Origin of the sequence: Streptomyces sp. NPDC056296 (assembly GCF_042268605.1) — a bacterium.
Lineage (GTDB): Bacteria > Actinomycetota > Actinomycetes > Streptomycetales > Streptomycetaceae > Streptomyces.
This window is the reverse complement of the sequence record NZ_JBHJRX010000017.1, coordinates 128,186-147,372: the sequence shown is the minus strand read 5'-3', so window position 1 is coordinate 147,372 and position 19,187 is coordinate 128,186. Positions and strand designations below refer to the sequence as shown.

The following is a 19,187-nucleotide window of genomic DNA, read 5'->3' as shown; positions in this document are numbered from 1 at the left end:
CAAGAACCACCCCGAATCTCCAGCAGCACGAGCACCACACCCTGCCGGTCTGAAAACCACTCGATACGCGGGCAGTCCAGGAGAAAACGACCTCTAAGTCCGCCGGGTGTCGAGGAGTTCCCGGTACGGGTTGCCAGGCGCCGGGGTCACGCGCCAATAGGTCTCGACCATGGCCTTGTACTGGCGGTGCGAGGGATTGAGACCGGTGTGCTTCAGCGCCCACGCCTCAACCGGCTCACGGTCGCTGTCCGACGCCGGTGCCTCCGTTCCGCAGTCCATGCACACGGCGGAGTAGATGGCGTGCGTGGCACCCTGCCCGTGCGGGCGGGGGACGCCTACTCGCTCAGCCACCAGCGCAGCTTCACTGCCGCGCGCCTGCCGGGGAATGTCATTCCGTCGGCGTGCCGATCCGCAGCCGATTGCCGTCAGGGTCACGCAGCTCGATCTCACGCGCCCACGGAGCGTCCTTCGCCTGCACACCGAACTCGGAGGTGATGGCCTCGACATCCCGAACGCCAAGGTAGACCAACGTGTCGGGACGGGCATCACCGTTGTGCTCCGACAAGAACAACCGCACCCCGCCCCGGGCGACGTCGCAGAGCGCCCAGGGCGAACGTTGCCTGATGCGGCGCAGGGCCTACGGTGAACTGCGGGGCGGCGTATAGCGTGCGGGTATGACGATGACGGGGAAGCAGCGGGTCCTGTACCGGCAGGGGACCGGGTTCTGGCGGATGACGGTGAAGTGGGTTCTGGTCTTCGGGGCCCTGTATCTGCTGGACGGCGGGCTGCTCCGGTCGTGGGGCGACGCTCTGGTCTTGCCGATGATCGGGGTCCTGCTGTGGGTGCCGTGCGGGATCGGTGTCGTCTGGTATCCGAAGAAGGACCAGCGGGTCGCGCTGACGACGCGTGAGCTGCGGGTGCGGCGCAAGCGGCTGCCGCTGGAGAGGGTGAATCTCCTGCACGTGGCGCGGCTGTGGCTGGAGGGGCGGTCAACGGCGGACGACCAGCCGGTGCTGGAGTGGATACGGTTCGACCGGATGGTGTGGGTGCCGTTGCAGGACGGCCGGGCGTTCGGCGTGGAGTTCCGCGACCCGGCCGCGTTCGCCGAGGTTTTCGGCGCCTTCGCGGTCGAGGCGTGCGGCGGGCCGGACATCGTCCGCGCGAGGGCCGCAGCGGAGACCTACCCGGAGCCCCGCCCGATGCGGCACCGCCCCGCCGACGACGGCGGCTCCCGGCTGGATGTCCTGGACATCTTCAGCTGAGAGCCGGAGACGCACGGCAAGCGGCAGCGGTCCGTCGGGGCGCGGGGAACTGCACAGGGCCGGCGTGGAGAGGAACAGCCCGGCCAGCGGCGGCACGCGCAAAACGAGACGCCCCGGCCGTGTGCCCTTGCTCCCGCGGTCCGGGGCCGCTGCCCGCCCAAGGTTGAGGGTGCCTGGGCGGGGCCCTGCCTCACTGCCTTGAGCCCTCGCGGCATCTGTGGAGGGCCAGGCGCCTTGGGCGTCTCGCTCCCAGCACGGGTTGGTCTACGCCGGATACACGCACCAATACGTCTCGACCATGGCCTTGTATTGGCGGTGCGAGGGGTTCAGTCCCGTGTGCTTGAGCGCCCACATCTCCACCGGCGCACGGTCGTTGTCCGAGGCCGGTGCTTCCTGGCCGCAGTCCATGCACACTGCGGAACAGATGGCTTGCGGAGCACCTTCCCCGGGTTCCCGTCCGAGCGTCCATTCCGCGGCTTTGATGATCGCGCGCGTCACCGCGCCCCCTCGGTCGGCCGGTCGGCTGCCCTGCCGGTGCAGCGGGGGCAGACGCAAGGCGGGTACTGACTGTTGATTTCCGGTGCTGACGCAGGCTTGACCGTGTGCTTGCCCCGCACCCGAGTGTGCGCGCCTGTCCGCGGATTGATCCGGTAGACCCTGATCGTCATCGCCACTACGCGCCCCCGCCCCTGTGTGCGAGGCGGTACGTGCCCCACAGTTCCCGGCCCGCTTCGCAGCCCTCCGCAGCCTTGGTCACCCGCCTGCACGCCTCACACTTGCGGGCGTGCTCGAACCACAGGCGGTAGGCGCGCTGCATGTCGCCTTCCGGGGCGCTCATCGCGCGTCTTCCTGACCGCATGTGCGGAGGCTCTCCGGCGGAGTACCCGGCTTCCTCAGCCATTCAAGGGCCTGTGTTACACATTGCACGTCGACGCTCCTTGTCAGCGTTGGCCATGCCCCCGGGCCGTTAGCGCGGTTGCGGGGGTCCTTGTGTCTGACCACTCAACCGACTTGGCGAGTGTCTACGGGAGTTGACCGGCGTTGACTAGACTGAACAGTCAACGGTCAACACCTTCTGGAGCAGGCATGGACGACTTCAGAGCGCGTGTTCGGGCGGCCCTCGATGATCGGCGTATGAGCGTGCGAGGCGCTGCCCGTGCCCTCAATTACGACGTTGCCTATCTGAGTCGCGTCTTCAACGGGAAGCAGTCACCATCCCTGCAATTGGCCGAAGGGCTGGACGCACTACTGGCCACCGAGGGCGAGTTGGTCGCCCTTGCGGCTCGCCCCGCTCAGGCGGAAGGAACGACTACCCCCGAGCGCTGGCCCACTCGCGACAGCGACCGGGGGGCGGGCTTCGCACGCGCCATCCGTGAGATATCGCAACGTCTTGTCGTCCTCGACAATGAGATCAACGGCTTACCCATCGCGGATGTAGCTGTGCGCGCCTTCAAGTCAGTGCATCGCCAGTTGGGCGAAGGTGAACACGACCCCAAGGCGGAGCACGACATCCAGGCGGCGGCAGCGGAGTTGGCCGAAGTCGCCGGATGGGCACTGTTCGACGCCGAGCAGCAGAAGGCTGCCCGCAGGTTCAACCAAGAGGCGCTGTTCTTGGCGAGACTTTCGGGGGACCACTCGATTGAGCTACTGGTCATGCAGAACATGGCCATGCAGGCAGGATGGGTGGGGCGCCCTCGCGAAGAACTGGCGATCGCCCGATCCATCATCGAGCGCGGTCGGCTTTCCCCGCACACTGAAGCGATCTTCAGAGTGCGCGAGGCCAAAGGGCTGGCAGGATCGGGGCAAGAATCGGAGGCCGCCCGATCGTTCGACCGTGCCCGCTCGCTCATCCAAGAAAGCAAGCGTCCCAGTGACCCCTACTGGGCTTGGTGGGTCACGGCCAACGAAATTGACGGCAACCAAGGGTTCGCCTTCCAAGCAGCGGGACAGCCCAGGAAGGGAATCCCCTACCTTCAACGCGCTCTGCATGACGAAGGGGGAGCGAAAGTCGGATACAGGAGAATTTCCAGTGTCCGGCTACTCGATTGCCTTCTGGGAGTGGAAGCATGGCCGGAAGCCGAGGAACTGGCGGAGTCAATGCTTCCGATCATCGGCGAGATCGCCTCCACTCGCACCCTCAGACTTTTGGGCAACACAGCCCGGACAGGAATGTCACTGCCCGGTGCACCTATGGGAGTCCGTGACGCCCTCCACAGCATCTCAGACGCGCTGAACGAAGACCCGTACGCGTTCTAGCGTTTGGATGCCTGAGAGCGCCAGAGGGGTCGGCGGGGTCGAGGGAACCCCCGCCGCCCCACCACCCCTCACTTCACCGACCCCGCCATAACCCCCTGCACGAAGTGCCGCTGGAACGCGAAGAACACGACCACCGGCACGACGAGCGACAGGAACGCCCCCGGCGCCAGCACGTCTATGTTGCTGCCGAACTGCCGGATCTGCGACTGGAGTTCCACGGTCAGCGGCTGTGCCGAGCTGTCCGCGAACAGCAGCGCCACCAGCATGTCGTTCCAGACCCACAGGAACTGGAAGATGGCGAGGCTGGCGATGGCCGGCTTCCCCACCGGCAGCACCAGCCGCGTGAAGATCCGCCACTCGTTGCCGCCGTCCATCCGCGCGGCCTCCAGCATCTCCTTGGGCATCTCGGCGAAGTAGTTCCGCAGCAGGAACACCGCGAACGGCAGCCCGTACGCCACATGGAAGAGCACGACACCCGGGATGGTCCCGAACAGGCCCAGCTGGCCGAAGAGTTTGGCGACCGGCAGCAGCCCGATCTGCACGGGCACCACCAGCAGCGCCACGACGAGCAGGAAGATCGCCTCGCGCCCCGGGAAGTCCAGCCACGCGAAGGCGTACCCGGCCAGCGCCCCGACGACCACGACGAGCACCGTCGTCGGCACGGAGATCAGCACCGTGTTCCAGAAGGCCTGGGTGATGCCCGAGTTGCCGAGCAGCGCGGAGTAGTTGTCGAGGGACAGCTGTCCGGGGCTGGCGAGCGCCGTCCACCAGCCGCCCTTCGCCGTGTCCTCGGCCGACCGCAGCGAGGACAGGAACAGCCCTGCCAGCGGCGTCATCCACACCAGGCCGATGAGCACGAGGAATGCCTGCACGACCCCGTTGCCCAGATACCGCCGCACGGCGCTCATCGCTGACTCCTCATCGCTGACTCCTCTTGAAGCGGCGGACGTTGAAGACCATGGCCGGGACGACGAGCAGCAGAAGCAGTACGCCCAGCGCGCTGCCGAGCCCCTGGTTGTTGCCGCCGCCGAACGACACCAGCCACATCTGCGTCGCGAGCACCGTCGCGTCCTCCTGCACGGGTCCGGGCGCGATGATGTAGACGAGGTCGAAGACCTTCATCACGTTGATCACGAGGGTGATGAAGACGACCGTCAGCACCGGCGCCAGCAGCGGTACGGTGATCCGCCGGAAGATCTGCCACTCGTTCGCGCCGTCCATCCGCGCCGCCTCCAGCGCGTCGCGCGGCAGCGAGGACAGGCCGGCGCCGATCAGGACCATCGCGAACCCGGTCCAGATCCACAGGTACGCCCCGATGATCGCGGGCGTGACCAGCGCGGGCCCGAGCCAGGAGACGCCCTCGTAGGGCGGGGCGAAGTTCGACGCGGGCAGTTCGACGGCGTACGAGCCCTCGGCCAGGTCCTCGAAACGGAAGGAGCCGTCGGCCGCGGTGGTCGTGGTGGCGACCGTACGGCCGTCGCGCACGGCCTCGACCGTCATCTCGGGCAGCCCGCTCTCGCGCCGGTCGACCCGGCCCTGCTCCCCTCCCCCGCCGGGCGTGAAGTCCAGGTAGACGACACCGCTCACCTCACCGGCCGCCGCCTCGCGCCCCGCCGCGCCGTACGCGGGCTTGGTGCCGGACGGCAGGTCGTCGGGCAGTACGCCGACCAGGCCGAGCGTCACCGTGTCGCCGGGGGACACGCCCGCACTCGTCCGGTACGAGCCGTCCGCCGCCTTGACCAGGCCGCCACCGGTCTGTCCCTCGCGGGCGCGGGCGCCCGGATAGGTCGACGTGCCGGCGAAGGCGTCGTGCACGCCGGTCACGACGGCGTTGAGGACGCCCTTGTCCGGGTCGTGGTCGTAGGCGAGCCGGAAGATGATGCCGGCGGCGAGGAAGGACACCGCCATCGGCATGAAGAGGAGCAGTTTGAAGGCGGTGGCCCAGCGGACCTTCTCGACCAGGACGGCGAGGATCAGGCCGAGGCCGGTCAGCAGGGTGGGGGCGATCACGACCCAGATCGCCGTGTTGCGGACGGCCTTGAGGGTGGCCGGGTCGCTGAACATCTCGGTGTAGTTGTCGCCGCCCACGAAACGCGTGCCCGAGGCGTCGAAGAGGCTGCGCCCGACGGAGAACAGCACGGGGTAGACGACGAGCGCGCCCAGCAGGAGCAGTGCGGGCAGCACGAAGAGCAGGGCGACGGCCGCCCGGCGCCGCCGGGGGCGCCGTACGGGCGCCGGGCCGGGGGCGGTGGGCGGGCTCGCCTCTTTCACCAGGGTCGAGGTCATGGCCGGTCAGTCCTTGTAGGCCTTGGCCGCCGCGGTCTCCAGCTGCGCGGCGGTGGCCTTCGGGTCGGACGGGTCGCGCAGGAAGTCCTGGAGGATCTTCCACTCGCCCGTGCCCTTGGTGCCGCCGAAGGCCGCCGGTGCCTGGTCGGACATGTCGAAGCGGACGGAGTCCCCGGCGTCCACGAGGGACTTGGCGGTGGCCCGGCTGACGTCGTTCCCGTAGGAGGCGAGGTCGAGTTTCTTGTTCGGGGAGAGGAAGCCGCCCGCCTCGGCCCACACGGCCGCGGCCTCGGGGGTGGCGAGGTACTCCAGGAGCGCCATGCCGGCCTTGGAGTTCTTGCCGTCCTTCAGGACGACGGCCGCGTCACCGCCGCTGACCACGGGCGCCTCGCCGCCCTCGACCGCGGGGAACGGGAAGAAGTTCGCGTCCTTGCCGATCTCCTTGCCGAACTGGTCCTTGGCGACCCCGGCGACGAAGTCGCCCTCGTAGACCATGCCGGCCTCGGGCTTCGGGCCGAAGACCTTCTCCACCGAGCCCGGGAAGTCGGTGTTCAGGGCGCCCTTCTGGCCGCCCTCGATCAGCTGCTTGTCCTTGAAGAGCTTGCCGAGGGTGGTGAGCGCCTCGACCACGCTGGCGTCGGTCCACTTCAGTTCGTGGGCGGCGAGGGCGTCGTACTTCTCGGGTCCGGCCTGGGAGAGGTAGATGTTCTCGAACCAGTCGGTGAGCGTCCAGCCGTCCTGCCCGGCGACCGAGAAGGCGGCGAGCCCGGAGTCGGAGACGGTCTGCCCGGCCTTCAGCATCTCGTCGTACGTCTTCGGCGGCTCGACCCCGGCCTGGTTCAGGGCGTCGGGGCTGTACCAGACGGTCGACTTGTGGGCGGCCTTGAAGTACAGCCCGTAGAGGGTGCCGTCGACGCTGCCGTACGACTTCCAGACGTTCGCGAAGTTGGCGTCCACGGACTTCTGCGCCGTCTTGGACAGCGGCTTCAGCCAGCCCTTGCCGGCGAACTGCTGGAGCACGCCGACCTGCGGGACCATCACCACGTCGGGGGCGTTGCCGCCCTCGATCTTGCTGCCGACGACGGTGGAGACGTTGTCGCCGGTGGAGACGAACGACGTCTTGGCGCCGGTCTTCTCGGAGAAGGCGTCCAGCACCTTCTGGAAGTTCTCCTGCTCGGTGCCGGACCAGACGCCGGCCACGGTGACGGACTGTCCGCCGAGTGCCTTGTCACCGCCGCCGGCCGTGACGGGTCCCGAGCCGCCGCAGGCGGTGGCGCCGAGGGCGAGGACGAGGGCGGTGCAGCCGGTGAGCAGGGTGGTGCTACGTCGTCGCATCATCGTTGATGTCCCTTCGAGGGTCGGGCAGGTAAAGGTCGGAGGTCAGAGGTCGGCGATCCACCAGGCGGCGGTGGAGCCGGGCAGGACACCGGGCGGGCAGGGTCCGCTGGTGAGCAGCGGGGTGCCGGGGACCGGCGTGGGCGTGGGGGCGGTGCCGAAGTTGACGGCGCAGACCAGGCCGTCGCCGCGGCCGAAGGCCAGGACGCCGGGCGGGGTGTCGAGCCAGCGCAGGGTGCCTTCGCCCAGCTGGGGCAGGTCGCCGCGGAGCTGGAGGCCGTCGCGGTAGAGGTGCCAGAAGGAGCGGGTGTCGGCGAGGGCGCGGTCGGTGGCGTACTCGGCGAAGTACTCCGGCTGCGGCAGCCAGGGCTTGGCGCTGCCGTCGCCGGAGGTGAAGCCGAACGGGGAGGCCTGTCCCGACCAGGGCAGCGGCACCCGGCAGCCGTCGCGGACGCGGGCGCGGCTGCCGGTGCGGTGGAAGATCGGGTCGGTGAGCACGTCGTCGGGCAGGTCGACGACCTCGGGCAGGCCCAGTTCCTCGCCCTGGTAGATGTACGCGGCACCCGGCAGCGCCAGCATCAGCAGCGCGGCGGCGCGGGCGCGGGCGGTGCCGAGTCCGCTGCCGTCGGTGGCGGGTTCGCCGTAGCGGGTGACGGTGCGGACCTGGTCGTGGTTGTTGAGGACCCAGGTGACCGTGGAGCCGGTCCCGGCGATGTCCTGCATGGCCTCGGAGATGACCTTGCGGAAGGCGTCGGGGTCCCAGGGGGCGCCGAGCAGGTCGAAGAAGAAGGCCTGGTGGAGCTCGTCGGGGCGGACGTAGCGCGCGTGTTCGCGGGCGCTGGGGACCGACACCTCGCCGACGAGCAGGCGCTCGCGGCCGTCGCGGTCGGCGTACTCCTCGCACACCGCGCGCCACTGCCGCCACACGTCGTGCACCTCGGGCTGGTTCCAGGCGAGCGGGTTGACCGAGTCGCGGGTGCGGGCGTCGGCCTCCGGGTCCGGGGAGTCGGGCAGGTCCGGGTGCTTGAAGAGGCCGGCGGCCACGTCGATGCGGAAGCCGTCGACGCCCCGGTCCAGCCAGAAACGGAGTATCCGGTCGAACTCGGCGGCGACCTCGGGGGTGCGCCAGTTCCAGTCCGGCTGCTCGGGCGTGAACATGTGCAGGTACCACTGGCCGGGGCGGCCGTCGGCCTCGGTCACCCGGGTCCAGGCGGGGCCGCCGAACATGGCGTGCCAGTTGTTGGGCGGCTCGTCGCCGTCCGGGCCGCGGCCGTCGGCGAAGTGGAAGCGGGCGCGGGCCGGGCTGCCGGGCTCGGCGGCGAGGGCCTCGCGGAACCACGGGTGCTCGCTGGAGCAGTGGTTGGGGACGATGTCCAGCAGCACCCGGATGCCGAGCCGCCGGGCCGCGACGACCAGCGCGTCGAACTCGTCGAGGTCGCCGAAGAGCGGGTCGACGCCGCGGTAGTCGGCGACGTCGTAGCCGTGGTCGTGCTGGGGCGAGGGATAGAAGGGGCTCAGCCAGATCCCGTCCACGCCGAGCTTGCGCAGATACGGCAGCCCGGCCCGGACGCCGGCGAGATCGCCGACACCGTCGCCGGTGCTGTCGAGGAAGCTGCGGACGTAGACCTGGTAGATCACCGCGTCACGCCACCAGTGGTGCCTGTTCACCCCGTAGACCTGTCTGTCGAGAGCCGCTGTTGTTGTGCATGCATGTTAGGTAGCGGTATCGCGAGGGTGTCAACGAACAGAACAGAAGCTACTGAGGACTTGGGGGTTTATATGCTGACTTTTAGCTGCAGCGAGGGCATAGATGAGACGTCGGCGTTACCTAACGCGTAAGTAGAAAGCCCAGAAAGATTCAGCGCCGCGAGATCGCGGCCAGCTCGCGCGCCAGCCGGCGCACCGCCGCCTCGGGCGTCTGCCGCCCGGTCATCGCGTCGTGCACGACCGCCTGCACGGCCAGGCTGACCTGGTCGTAGCGCGGGCTCTTGGGGCGCGGCGCGGCGGCGAGCACGCTCTCGCGCAGGGTCGGCAGGTACGGGAACGCCTCGGTGAGCTCGGGGTCCTCGTAGAGATCGGCCCGCACCGGCGGCAGCGCGCCGCGGGTGAGGACCTGGCGCTGGACACGCTCGCTGGTGAGGTACGCGATGAGGCGCGCGGCCGAGTCGGGGTGCCGGGCGTGGGTGCCGACGGCCAGGTTGGAGCCGCCGAGGACGCTCGTGCCGGGGCCGTCGGGTCCAGGCAGCGGTACGGCGCCGACCTTTCCGGCGACCTTCGAGTCCTCGGCGGAGGCGCCGACGTAGGCGTAGGGCCAGTTGCGCAGGAAGAGCAGGCGGCCGTCCTGGAAGGCCTGTTTGGACTCCTCCTCCTTGTACGTCAGCGCGTCCTTGGGTATCCAGCCCTCGCGCACCCCGCGCGCCAGGAATCCGATGCCCTCGCGGGCCGCCGCCGAGTCCACGGTGACGCGCTCGCCCTCGTCGCCGAGGATGCTGCCGCCGGCCGAGTAGACGGCCTCGGCGGCGTTGACGGTGAGGCCCTCGTAGGGGAGGAACTGGCCCGCGTAGCCGTCGAGTCCGTGCTTCGGGGCGAGGGTCTCGGCGTACCGCTCCAGCTCCGCCCAGGTGCGCGGCGGCGGGACGCCCTCCTCGGCGAGGACGTCCTTGCGGTAGAGGAGGAGACCCGCGTTGGTGACGTACGGGACGGCGTACAACCGCCCGTCGTAGGTCGCGGTGTCGACGACCGGCGGCAGGAAGGTGCCGAGCGGGAACCGGTCGCGGGGCAGCGGGCGTATCCAGCCCGCGGCGGCGAACTCGGAGGTCCAGTTGACGTCGATGTTGAGGACGTCGAAGCGGTGCCGGTCGCCGTCGCGCAGGTCGGTGGCCATCTGCGCGCGGGTCTCGTCGGCGGAGTCGGGCAGTTCGACGAGGGTGACCTTCTCGCCGGGGTGGTCGCGGTTCCAGCCCTCCAGCAGCGGGCCGAGGTAGCCGGTGAGGTCCCCGGCAGTGGCCAGGGTGAGCGGCCCGCGCCCACTCGCGGCGCCCTCGTCGGCACGGGCACCGGAGGCGACGTAGCCGGTCAGGAGCACGACGAGGACGAGAAGGCCCCTACCGGCGGCGTGGATCCACCGCATAGGTTCCTCCCTGTACACCCTCGTACACCGGTCAGGGGCCATGTATACCTGTTAGGTATGCGCGATACTAGGGCCTGGAGCACATGTGACCAGAAGGGAAGGACGGCTGAGTGCGCCTGCACCTCCTGGCCCTTCTGGCCCGCGGACCGGCCCACGGCTACGAGCTGAAGCAGGACCTTGAGCAACTGCTGGGCTCCGCGTACCCTCAGCCGAACGTCGGCCAGATCTACGTCACCCTCGGCCGCCTCGAGAAGACGGGACTGATCGAGGGCGAGGACATCGAGCAGTCGAGCCGGCCCAACAAGAAGGTCTACCACCTCACCGAAGCCGGGCGCGACGAGCTGCGGGCCTGGTACGAGGAGACGGCGGACGAGCCGCGGGTGCGGGACGAGTTCTTCATGAAGCTCGCCCTGGCTCCGCAGACGGGGCTCGCCGACCAGGTCGCCCTCATCAACAAACAGCGGCGGCAGTACCTGAACACGATGCGCCAGTTGTCGAAGCTGGCGGCCGCCGAAGACCGTGACAACCGCGTCGCCCACCTCCTCATCGAGGGCGCGATGCTGCACCTGCAGGCCGACCTCGACTGGCTGGAACGGTGTCAGGAAGAGCTGGAGGAGCTGGAGTGAGCGCGGACGAGGCTCCAGTACTGCGCGCCGAGGGCCTGGCCAAGACGCACCACGGCGAGGGTGCACCGGCGCACGCCGTGCGCGGGGTCGACCTGTGTGTGCGGCGGGGCGAGTTCGTGGCGATCACCGGGCCGTCCGGCGCCGGGAAGTCGACGCTGCTGCATCTGCTCGGCGGGCTCCAGCGGCCGGACGCCGGGAGCCTCTGGCTGGACGGCGCGTGCACGGACGCGTACAGCGAGGCGCGCTGGGCGGTCGAGCGCAGGAAGCGCATCGGGATCGTCTTCCAGTTCTTCAACCTGGTCTCCGACCTGTCCGTCGCGGACAACGTCGAGCTGCCCGCCCTGCTCGCCGGTCTGCCGCCGAAGCGGGCGCGCGCCGAGCGGGCGGAGCTGCTGGCCGAGCTGGGCCTCGTGGGCAAGGAGCGCAGCATGCCCGGTGAGCTGTCCGGCGGCGAGCAGCAGCGGGTGGCACTCGCCCGGGCCCTGGTCAACCATCCGCCGCTACTGCTGGCCGACGAGCCCGCGGGCAGTCTGGACAGCAAGGGCACCCGCGAGGTGATGCGGCTGCTGACCCGCTTCCACCAGCGCGGCCAGACCATCCTGCTGGTCACCCACGACGCCCGGCTCGCGAGCGCCGCGGACCGGGTGATCAGCTTCTTCGACGGGCGCATAGCCGACGACGCCGAACTGGACGCCGGTACGCCACCGCGCCGCCGGTCCGGGGCGTCCGCCGTGCTGGAACTCAAGGACTGACATGCGGGCGTACGACCACCGCGAGCACCGCGCGCACCGCTCACCGGAGGGCTGAGGCCGGTGCGAGCCACCCTGCGCTGGGCCCACTCCGATCTGCGCACGCACCGGGGCGAGGCGCTGTTCCTCGTTCTCGCCACCGCCGGCATCGTCGCCTCGCTGCTGCTGGCCACAGCTCTGTTCGGGTACGCGACCAACCCCTGGCAGCGCGTCTTCACGCAGGCCCGCGGCGCCCACGTCTGGCTGCACACCGACACCGCGGCCGACACCGACAGGCTGGCCGGTCTGGGCGGCGTCCAGTCCGTCGCCGGCCCCTACCCCACCGCCTCCGCCACCGTCGCCGTACGCGGCACCCGCGCCTCCGTCGAGCTGCGCGGCACCGCCGAGGAACCCGACGTGGGGCGCCCGCTGCTCACCGCCGGGCACTGGCTCGACCCGGCCGATCCCGACGGGGTGGTCCTGGAGAGCCGCCTCGCCCGCGCGCTGCTGGCCCAGCCCGGCGACACCCTCACGCTGCCCGGCACCGCACGCACCCTGACGGTGCTGGGCATCGCCGACAGTCCCGAACGCCGCTACCGGCCGGGCGAGCAGCCGGGCCTCGTGTGGGCGCCGCCGGCCGCCGTGGCCGACCCGGGCGGCCAGGTGATCGGGCTGCGCCTGACGGATCCCGGGGACACCGACTACGCCGTGCAGCGTGCGGTGACCGTGCTGGGCGCCGGTGCGATCGGGCAGGTCTCCACCTGGCAGCAGGCCCGCGCGGAGGCCCAGGGCGACAACCGGCTGCTCGGGCAGGTCCTCGGCCTGTTCGGACTGGGCGCGCTGCTCGCCGCCGGGCTCGCCGTGCACGGGGCGATCGGCACCCGGATCCGCGGCCATCTGCGGGACATCTCCGTCCTGAAGGCGATCGGCTTCACGCCGGGCCAGGTCGTCCGGGTCTTCCTGCTCCAGCACCTCGCCTACGCCCTGCTCGGCGCGGTGGCCGCCGCCGTGCTCACGCAGGCCCTCGGCAGCCTCGTCCCCGGGCGGCTCGGGGACGCGGTCGGCGTGTGGCAGGGGCTGCCCGGGCACACCGTCGCGCTGTTCGCCGTACCGGCGGGCGCGGTGCTGTTCATCGGCGCCACCACCGGGCTCGCGGCCTGGCGGGCGGGGCGGGTGCCGCCGGTTCCGGTGCCACGCCCGGCGGCGGCGCGGGGCGGCCGGCTGTCCGGCGCGGCACGGAGGGCGCTGGGGCTGCGGGTGCTCAGGGTGCGGGTGCGGGGGCGTGGGCGGGGCGTCCAGGGCCCCGGCGGGCGAGCGTCCGGCCGGCGCGCAGCCGATGACCTGGCGCCCGCCGAACAGGGCCCTGGTGAGCGGCGACCCGACGCTCCCGGTGAGCTACGCACCGACGCACAGGGCGGCCCCGGTGAGCGGCGCACCGAAATGCGACGCCCCGACGAACGGGGACCCGGTGAGCGACACCCCGACGCACAGGGCCCTGGTGAGCGGCGACCCGACGCTCCCGGTGAGCGACACCCCGACGTACGCGAACTCGAAATCCGCGTGCCGCCCGCGCTCGTCCTCGGCTGGCACAAGGCGTTCACGCGCCGCCCGCGCTCGCTCGCCACGGTCGCCCGTCTCACGCTTCCGCTGCTGCTGATCGTGGTGGCGATGAGCGCGTGGACCACCATCGACCGCTTCCACAGCCGCCCCGAGCAGCTCGGCCTGCCCACCGCCCTCACCGTCCGCGCCGACGCCGGTCTCGGCGACCGCGGCACCCGTGCCCTGCTGCGAAGCGACCCGCAGGTCGCCGCCGTCTACCCGGGCGTCGAGGTGGCCGCCCTGGTGCCGGGCCAGACCGCGACCATCGCGCTGCGCGGGCTCGGCACCCGCGAGGACCCCTACCCGTACGCCCTGGCCGAGGGCCGCCGCGCGCACGGACCGGACGAGGCGGTGGCGGGGCAGGGGCTGCTCGACCTGCTGGAGGTGCGGGTCGGCGACTGGGTGCGGATGACCGTCGGCGACCAGCCGCAGATCCTGCACATCGTGGGCCGCAGCATCGAACCGGAGAACGGGGGCCGGGTCATCTCCACGTCCCTGGACACCCTCCGGGAGAACGACCCGCGGCTGAGCCCGACCCTCTACCAGCTCCGGCTGCGTCCCGGTGCCGACCCGGGCGAGGTCGCCGCGCAGCTCGCCGAGGCCGGGCACGGACGGCTCGACGTGCACTCCGTGACGAATCCCGCAGACGGGCTCTCTCCGCTGCGTGGAGTCGTCCTCGGACTGATCGCCGTCCTCGCCCTCATCGGGCTGATCGAACTGCTCACCGCCATCGGCGGCACCGTCCGGGAGAGCGAACGGGACCTGCTCGCCCTCAAGGCGATCGGCCTGTCCCCGCGCCAGATCACCGGCATCACGGTCACGGCCACCGCGTGCACCGCGCTGGCGGCCGTGCTCCTCGCCACCGCTCTCGGGCTGCCGCTCGCGCACTGGCTGATCGACGCCCAGGGCGCCTCCAGCGGCATCGGCGCGGGGATCGCCCAGTCCCCGTCCCCCGTCTTCCTCACCCTCCTGGGCGGGACCGCCGTGCTCGGTGCCGCGGCGCTGGCCGCCGTACCGTCGGCACGCGCGGCCCGGCGCCGCCTCGCGGACACCCTGAGCGCGGTGGCCTGACCGGACGACCGGCCGGGCCACCGACACGCCCCGTCCGTCACTGCCGGCCGCGCAGCTCCCGGTAGGCGGCGACCAGCGCCTTGGTGGAGGCGTCCAGACCGGGAACCTCGGCGCCCTCCGTGAGGGCGGGTTCGACGCGCTTGGCGAGTACCTTGCCGAGTTCGACGCCCCACTGGTCGAAGGAGTCGATGTTCCAGATGGCGCCCTGGACGAACACCTTGTGCTCGTAGAGGGCGACGAGCTGGCCGAGTACCGACGGGGTCAGCTCGCGGGCGAGGATCGTGGTCGTCGGATGGTTGCCCCGGAACGTCTTGTGCGGGACCAGCTCCTCCGGCACGCCCTCGGCCCGCACCTCGTCCGGCGTCTTGCCGAAGGCGAGCGCCTGGGTCTGCGCGAAGAAGTTGGCCATCAGCAGGTCGTGCTGGGCCTTCAGCTCGTCGCTCAGCTCGGCCACCGGCTCGGCGAAGCCGATGAAGTCCGCCGGCACGAGCTTGGTGCCCTGGTGGATCAGCTGGTAGTAGGCGTGCTGGCCGTTGGTGCCGGGCGTGCCCCAGACGACCGGTCCGGTCTCCCACTCCACGGGACGCCCGTCGCGGTCGACCGACTTGCCGTTGGACTCCATGTCCAGCTGCTGGAGGTACGCGGTGAACTTAGACAGGTAGTGCGAGTACGGCAGCACCGCGTGCGACTGGGCGTCGTGGAAGTTGCCGTACCAGATGCCCAACAGGCCCATCAGCAAGGGCACGTTGGCTTCCGCGGGGGCGGTGCGGAAGTGTTCGTCGACGAGGTGGAAGCCGTCGAGCATCTCGCGGAAGCGGTCCGGGCCGATGGCGATCATCAGGGAGAGACCGATCGCCGAGTCGTACGAGTAGCGCCCGCCGACCCAGTCCCAGAACTCGAACATGTTGGCCGTGTCGATGCCGAAGTCGGCGACCTTCTCGGCGTTCGTCGACAGGGCGACGAAGTGCTTGGCGACGGCGGCCCCGTCGCCGAGGGCGTTCAGCAGCCAGGTCCGTGCGGAGGTGGCGTTGGTGACCGTCTCGATGGTGGTGAAGGTCTTGGAGGCGATGACGAACAGCGTCTCGGCCGGGTCCAGGTCGCGGGTGGCCTCGTGCAGGTCGGCGCCGTCGACGTTGGAGACGAAACGGGCCGTCAGCTCGCGGTCGGTGAAGGCGCGCAGCGCCTCGTAGGCCATGGCGGGACCCAGGTCGGAGCCGCCGATGCCGATGTTGACGACGTTCTTGATGCGCTTGCCGGTGTGGCCCTTCCACTCCCCGGAGCGGATCCGGTCGGCGAAGCCGGCCATCCTGTCGAGCACCGCGTGCACCTTGGGTACGACGTTCTCGCCGTCGACCTCGATCACCGCGTCCCGCGGGGCGCGCAGCGCGGTGTGCAGCACCGCCCGGTCCTCGGTGGTGTTGATCCTCTCGCCGCGGAACATGGCGTCGCGCAGCCCGAACACGTCGGTGGCGGCGGCCAGCTCGCGCAGCAGCCGCAAGGTCTCGTCGGTGACGAGGTGCTTGGAGTGGTCGACGTACAGGTCTCCCACCCGGAGCGTGCAGCCGGTGCCGCGGCCCGGGTCGGCGGCGAACAGCTCGCGCAGCCGCACCTCGCCGAGTTCTTCGCGGTGCTTGGCCAGTGCGGCCCATTCGGGCGTCTGGTTGAGCCTGGTACGGCCGTCTGCGTTCATGTCGGACTTCAGCCTTCTTCCTTAGGTGTCCCAGCTGTCCCGGCTGGTCCAACCTAATTGATCAGCCCGCGAGAAGACCGGCTGAAGAAGACTGAGTGAAGGGGGCCCGAAGGAGGCCGGTCTAGATCTCGCCCCGCAGTTTGGCCAGCGCCTCGGCGAGAATCGCCTCACCGTCCGCGTCGCTGCGCCGCTCGCGCACATAGGCGAGATGGGTCTTGTAGGGCTCGGTGCGCGGCGGGTCCGGCGGATTGTCCCGGTCCTGTCCGGCGGGGAAGCCGCAGCGCGGGCAGTCCCAGGTCTCGGGGACCTGGGCGTCGCTCGCGAAGCTCGGCTGCGTCTCGTGTCCGTTGGAGCACCAGAAGGAGATGCGCAGGCGCGGCGCGGACTCGCCACGCTCGGCCTCGCCCATCGGCCCCGCCCCGACCCGGCTTCCCCGGATCGCGTTGCCACTTGCCACGGTCGTAACTCCCTGCGTGATGGTGCCGCAAAGCGAGTCGGCGTTCGCTTCGCTGCGAGCGCCTCAGTCTACGTAAGGCCCAACGCGCGTCCAGTGGTTGGAGTTACAAGCCCAAGCGCCCAGACGCAAGCCCCATGATAGGCGGCGCCGTCGAGCGCGTACCGAACATGGGGCTTTACGTGCGGAAGTGCGGGGTGTGTCAGTTGTTCAGTTGTGCTCAGTTGTTCGCCTTCATCAGCAGGCCGAGCACCATGATGCACGCGAACCACAGCAGACCGACCACCACGGTGATCCGGTCGAGGTTGCGCTCGGCGACCGAGGAGCCGCCGACGGACGACTGCATGCCGCCACCGAACATGTCGGAGAGGCCGCCGCCCTTCCCCTTGTGCATCAGCACCAGCAGCATCAGCAGCAGGCTGAAGACGATCAGGGCGATCGAGAACCCCAAAACCACGGCTGGACCAACTTCCTCGGATTCGGATGAACGACGGGGGCACGGTGACTGCAGGCCACCATGCCCCCGCAAGGGTACGACGTATCGCCGCTACGGCATACTCACCGGCCGATCTGCCGGACGGCGGGCCTGCCGGCCTACTGGTCGCGGAAGCGGACGATCTTGACGAACTCGTCGGAGTCCAGCGAGGCACCGCCGACCAGGGCGCCGTCGATGTCGGCCTGCGACATGATCTCGGCGACGTTTCCGGACTTGACGGAGCCGCCGTACTGGATGCGGACCTTGTCGGCCAGCTCCTGCGAGTACAGCTCGGCGAGCTTGCCGCGGATGGCCGCGCAGACCTCCTGGGCGTCCTCGGCGCCGCAGACCTTGCCGGTGCCGATGGCCCACACGGGCTCGTAGGCGATCACGACGGTCTCGGCCTGCTCGGCCGGGAGGTCCTTCAGGCCGCCCTCGACCTGGGCGAGGGTGTGGGCGACGTGGTTGCCCGCCTCGCGGACGTCCAGCTCCTCGCCGACGCACAGGATGGGGGTCAGGCCGTGCTTGTAGGCGGCTTTGACCTTGGCGTTGACCAGCTCGTCGGTCTCGGCGTGGTACTGGCGGCGCTCGGAGTGGCCGATCGCGACGTAGGTGCAGCGCAGCTTGGCCAGCATCGGGCCGGAGATCTCGCCGGTGTAGGCGCCGCCGTCCTGGGCGGAGACGTCCTGGGCGCCGTACTTGATCTTGAGCTTGTCGTGCTCGACCAGGGTCTGCACCGAGCGCAGGTCGGTGAAGGGGACGAGGACGGCGACCTCGACGGCGTCGTAGTCCTTGTCCGCGAGGGCGAAGGCGAGCTTCTGGACGTGGGCGATGGCCTCGAGGTGGTTGAGGTTCATCTTCCAGTTGCCCGCCATCAGCGGCGTGCGGGTGGTCATTGAGGTCAGTCCTCCAGTGCGGCGAGGCCGGGGAGCGTCTTGCCCTCGAGGTATTCGAGGGAGGCGCCGCCGCCGGTCGAGATGTGGCCGAATGCGTTCTCGTCGAAGCCGAGCGTACGGACGGCCGCGGCGGAGTCGCCGCCGCCGACCACGGTGAAGCCCGGGGCGTCGAGGAGGGCCTGGGCGACCGCCTTGGTGCCCTCGGCGTAGTCGGGGTGCTCGAAGACGCCCATGGGGCCGTTCCAGAAGACGGTGGCGGCGTCGGCGAGCTTCGATGCGTACAGCTTGCGGGTCTCGGGACCGATGTCCAGACCCTCCTGGTCGGCCGGGATGGCGTCCGCGGCGACGGTGGCGGGGTGGGCCGGGGCCTTGGTCTTCAGGTCCGGGAACTCGGACGCGACCAGGACGTCGACGGGGAGGACCAGCTCGACGCCGTTCTTCTCCGCGCGCTCCATGTACTCCTTGACGGTCGGGATCTGGTCCTCCTGGAGGAGGGAGATGCCGACCTCGTGGCCCTGGGCCTTGAGGAAGGTGTACGCCATGCCGCCGCCGATGAGGAGCCGGTCGGCCTTGCCGAGCAGCTGGTCGATGACGGCGAGCTTGTCGGAGACCTTGGCGCCGCCGAGGGCGACCACGTACGGGCGCCGGACGTCGTCGGTGAGCTTCTTCAGGACGCCGACCTCGGTGGCGATGAGGTAGCCGGCGTAGTGCGGCAGGCGCTTCGGGAGGTCGAAGACCGAGGCGTGCTTACGGTGCACGGCGCCGAAGCCGTCGCCGACGTAGACGTCCGCGAGGCCGGCCAGCCTGTCGGCGAAGGCCGCGCGCTCGGTGTCGTCCTTGCTGGTCTCGCCGGCGTTGAAGCGCAGGTTCTCGATGACGGCCACCTGGCCGTCGGCGAGGCCGGCGACCGTGGACTCGGCGGAGGCTCCGACCGTGTCCTCGGCGAAGGCGACGTCGGCGCCGAGCAGCTCACCGAGACGGGCGGCGGCCGGGGCGAGGGAGAAGGCCGGGTCCGGGGCGCCCTTGGGGCGGCCCAGGTGCGAGGCGACGATCACGCGCGCGCCCGCGTCGGCCAGGGCCTTGACGGTGGGCAGCACGGCGCGGATGCGGCCGTCGTCGGTGATGGTGGTGCCGTCCAGCGGCACGTTCAGGTCGGCGCGGACGAAGACGCGCTTGCCCGCGACGCCTTCGGAGAGCAGTTCGTCGATCGTCTTCAAGAGGGCTCCTGGGTTCTCGTGATCGCTCGTGATCCTACGAGGGCTGGTCGCTGCGGACGCGACGCAGGGCTCGGGGAGCGCGGGCCTGCGCTGCCCGCGACCTGCTACCGGATCGAGGTGGTTTCTTAGTTCGCGTTGATCAGAGATGGCTGCCGACGAAGA

At 70.4% G+C, this 19,187-nt stretch carries 18 protein-coding genes and 1 pseudogene; 5 read left to right on the top strand and 14 right to left on the bottom strand.

What is annotated here, in order from left to right; translation table 11 throughout:
- Positions 1–93: 93 nt before the first annotated feature.
- On the bottom strand, positions 94–351 hold the full coding sequence (locus ACFCZF_RS15410) for a hypothetical protein (protein ID WP_376672059.1): 258 nt from the start codon (positions 349–351) through the stop codon (positions 94–96).
- A 37-nt stretch (positions 352–388) separates the two neighbouring features.
- Positions 389–604 (bottom strand): annotated as a pseudogene (locus ACFCZF_RS15405) (glyoxalase superfamily protein); the annotation flags it as partial.
- Between the two features lie 70 nt (positions 605–674).
- Between ACFCZF_RS15405 and ACFCZF_RS15400 the strand changes: the two are divergent.
- Positions 675–1,262, top strand: a complete 588-nt coding sequence (locus ACFCZF_RS15400; RefSeq protein WP_376672058.1) for a hypothetical protein — start codon at positions 675–677, stop codon at positions 1,260–1,262.
- 264 nt (positions 1,263–1,526) lie between these two features.
- On the opposite strand, the gene ACFCZF_RS15395 is transcribed toward ACFCZF_RS15400, so the two are convergent.
- Together ACFCZF_RS15395 and ACFCZF_RS15390 are read right to left on the bottom strand one after the other, a co-directional pair.
- On the bottom strand, positions 1,527–1,760 hold the full coding sequence (locus ACFCZF_RS15395; protein WP_376672057.1) for a hypothetical protein: 234 nt from the start codon (positions 1,758–1,760) through the stop codon (positions 1,527–1,529).
- Positions 1,761–1,935: 175 nt separating this feature from the next.
- Positions 1,936–2,100, bottom strand: a complete 165-nt coding sequence (locus ACFCZF_RS15390; RefSeq protein WP_376672056.1) for a hypothetical protein — start codon at positions 2,098–2,100, stop codon at positions 1,936–1,938.
- 248 nt (positions 2,101–2,348) lie between these two features.
- Here ACFCZF_RS15390 and ACFCZF_RS15385 point away from each other — a divergent pair, with 248 nt between their 5' ends.
- Complete coding sequence (locus ACFCZF_RS15385) at positions 2,349–3,518, top strand: multiprotein-bridging factor 1 family protein (protein WP_376672055.1); 1,170 nt, start codon at positions 2,349–2,351, stop codon at positions 3,516–3,518.
- A 68-nt stretch (positions 3,519–3,586) separates the two neighbouring features.
- On the opposite strand, the gene ACFCZF_RS15380 is transcribed toward ACFCZF_RS15385, so the two are convergent.
- The 5 genes from ACFCZF_RS15380 to ACFCZF_RS15360 form a co-directional block, all read right to left on the bottom strand.
- A complete protein-coding gene (locus tag ACFCZF_RS15380) occupies positions 3,587–4,426 on the bottom strand; it encodes a carbohydrate ABC transporter permease (protein ID WP_376672054.1) in 840 nt (279 codons plus the stop codon).
- A 10-nt stretch (positions 4,427–4,436) separates the two neighbouring features.
- Positions 4,437–5,804 carry a carbohydrate ABC transporter permease gene (locus ACFCZF_RS15375; RefSeq protein ID WP_376672053.1) on the bottom strand — a complete coding sequence of 456 codons (1,368 nt, stop codon included), beginning with the start codon at positions 5,802–5,804 and terminating at the stop codon, positions 4,437–4,439.
- A 6-nt stretch (positions 5,805–5,810) separates the two neighbouring features.
- On the bottom strand, positions 5,811–7,142 hold the full coding sequence (locus tag ACFCZF_RS15370) for an ABC transporter substrate-binding protein (protein ID WP_375924444.1): 1,332 nt from the start codon (positions 7,140–7,142) through the stop codon (positions 5,811–5,813).
- A gap of 42 nt (positions 7,143–7,184) precedes the next feature.
- On the bottom strand, positions 7,185–8,807 hold the full coding sequence (locus ACFCZF_RS15365; protein WP_376672052.1) for a glycoside hydrolase family 13 protein: 1,623 nt from the start codon (positions 8,805–8,807) through the stop codon (positions 7,185–7,187).
- Positions 8,808–8,997: 190 nt separating this feature from the next.
- On the bottom strand, positions 8,998–10,269 hold the full coding sequence (locus tag ACFCZF_RS15360) for an ABC transporter substrate-binding protein (RefSeq protein WP_376672051.1): 1,272 nt from the start codon (positions 10,267–10,269) through the stop codon (positions 8,998–9,000).
- Between the two features lie 110 nt (positions 10,270–10,379).
- On the opposite strand from ACFCZF_RS15360, the gene ACFCZF_RS15355 reads away from it, so the two are divergent.
- The 3 genes from ACFCZF_RS15355 to ACFCZF_RS15345 are packed head-to-tail and all read left to right on the top strand — an operon-like array spanning position 10,380 to position 14,293.
- Positions 10,380–10,895 (top strand): PadR family transcriptional regulator, encoded by a 516-nt coding sequence (locus ACFCZF_RS15355; RefSeq protein ID WP_307011196.1) that lies wholly within the window; start codon positions 10,380–10,382, stop codon positions 10,893–10,895.
- Positions 10,892–11,647 carry an ABC transporter ATP-binding protein gene (locus ACFCZF_RS15350; RefSeq protein ID WP_376672050.1) on the top strand — a complete coding sequence of 252 codons (756 nt, stop codon included), beginning with the start codon at positions 10,892–10,894 and terminating at the stop codon, positions 11,645–11,647. Before ACFCZF_RS15355 ends, ACFCZF_RS15350 begins: the two co-directional genes overlap by 4 nt.
- Before the next feature lie 60 nt (positions 11,648–11,707).
- Positions 11,708–14,293, top strand: a complete 2,586-nt coding sequence (locus ACFCZF_RS15345) for an FtsX-like permease family protein (protein ID WP_376672049.1) — start codon at positions 11,708–11,710, stop codon at positions 14,291–14,293.
- Positions 14,294–14,330: 37 nt separating this feature from the next.
- On the opposite strand, the gene pgi is transcribed toward ACFCZF_RS15345, so the two are convergent.
- From pgi to ACFCZF_RS15320, 5 genes are all read right to left on the bottom strand, one after another.
- The gene (gene pgi, locus ACFCZF_RS15340; RefSeq protein WP_376672048.1) at positions 14,331–15,983 is read right to left on the bottom strand and encodes a glucose-6-phosphate isomerase; all 1,653 of its coding nucleotides are present in this window, start codon (positions 15,981–15,983) and stop codon (positions 14,331–14,333) included.
- 121 nt (positions 15,984–16,104) lie between these two features.
- Entirely contained in the window at positions 16,105–16,440 is a 336-nt protein-coding gene (locus tag ACFCZF_RS15335; protein ID WP_003976875.1) for an RNA polymerase-binding protein RbpA, read from the bottom strand.
- A gap of 217 nt (positions 16,441–16,657) precedes the next feature.
- Positions 16,658–16,894 carry a preprotein translocase subunit SecG gene (gene secG / locus ACFCZF_RS15330; protein WP_079160504.1) on the bottom strand — a complete coding sequence of 79 codons (237 nt, stop codon included), beginning with the start codon at positions 16,892–16,894 and terminating at the stop codon, positions 16,658–16,660.
- Positions 16,895–17,031: 137 nt separating this feature from the next.
- Positions 17,032–17,808, bottom strand: coding sequence for a triose-phosphate isomerase (gene tpiA / locus ACFCZF_RS15325; protein WP_376672047.1), 777 nt, complete (start codon positions 17,806–17,808; stop codon positions 17,032–17,034).
- A gap of 5 nt (positions 17,809–17,813) precedes the next feature.
- The gene (locus ACFCZF_RS15320) at positions 17,814–19,025 is read right to left on the bottom strand and encodes a phosphoglycerate kinase (protein ID WP_376672046.1); all 1,212 of its coding nucleotides are present in this window, start codon (positions 19,023–19,025) and stop codon (positions 17,814–17,816) included.
- Between the last annotated feature and the right edge of the window lie 162 nt (positions 19,026–19,187).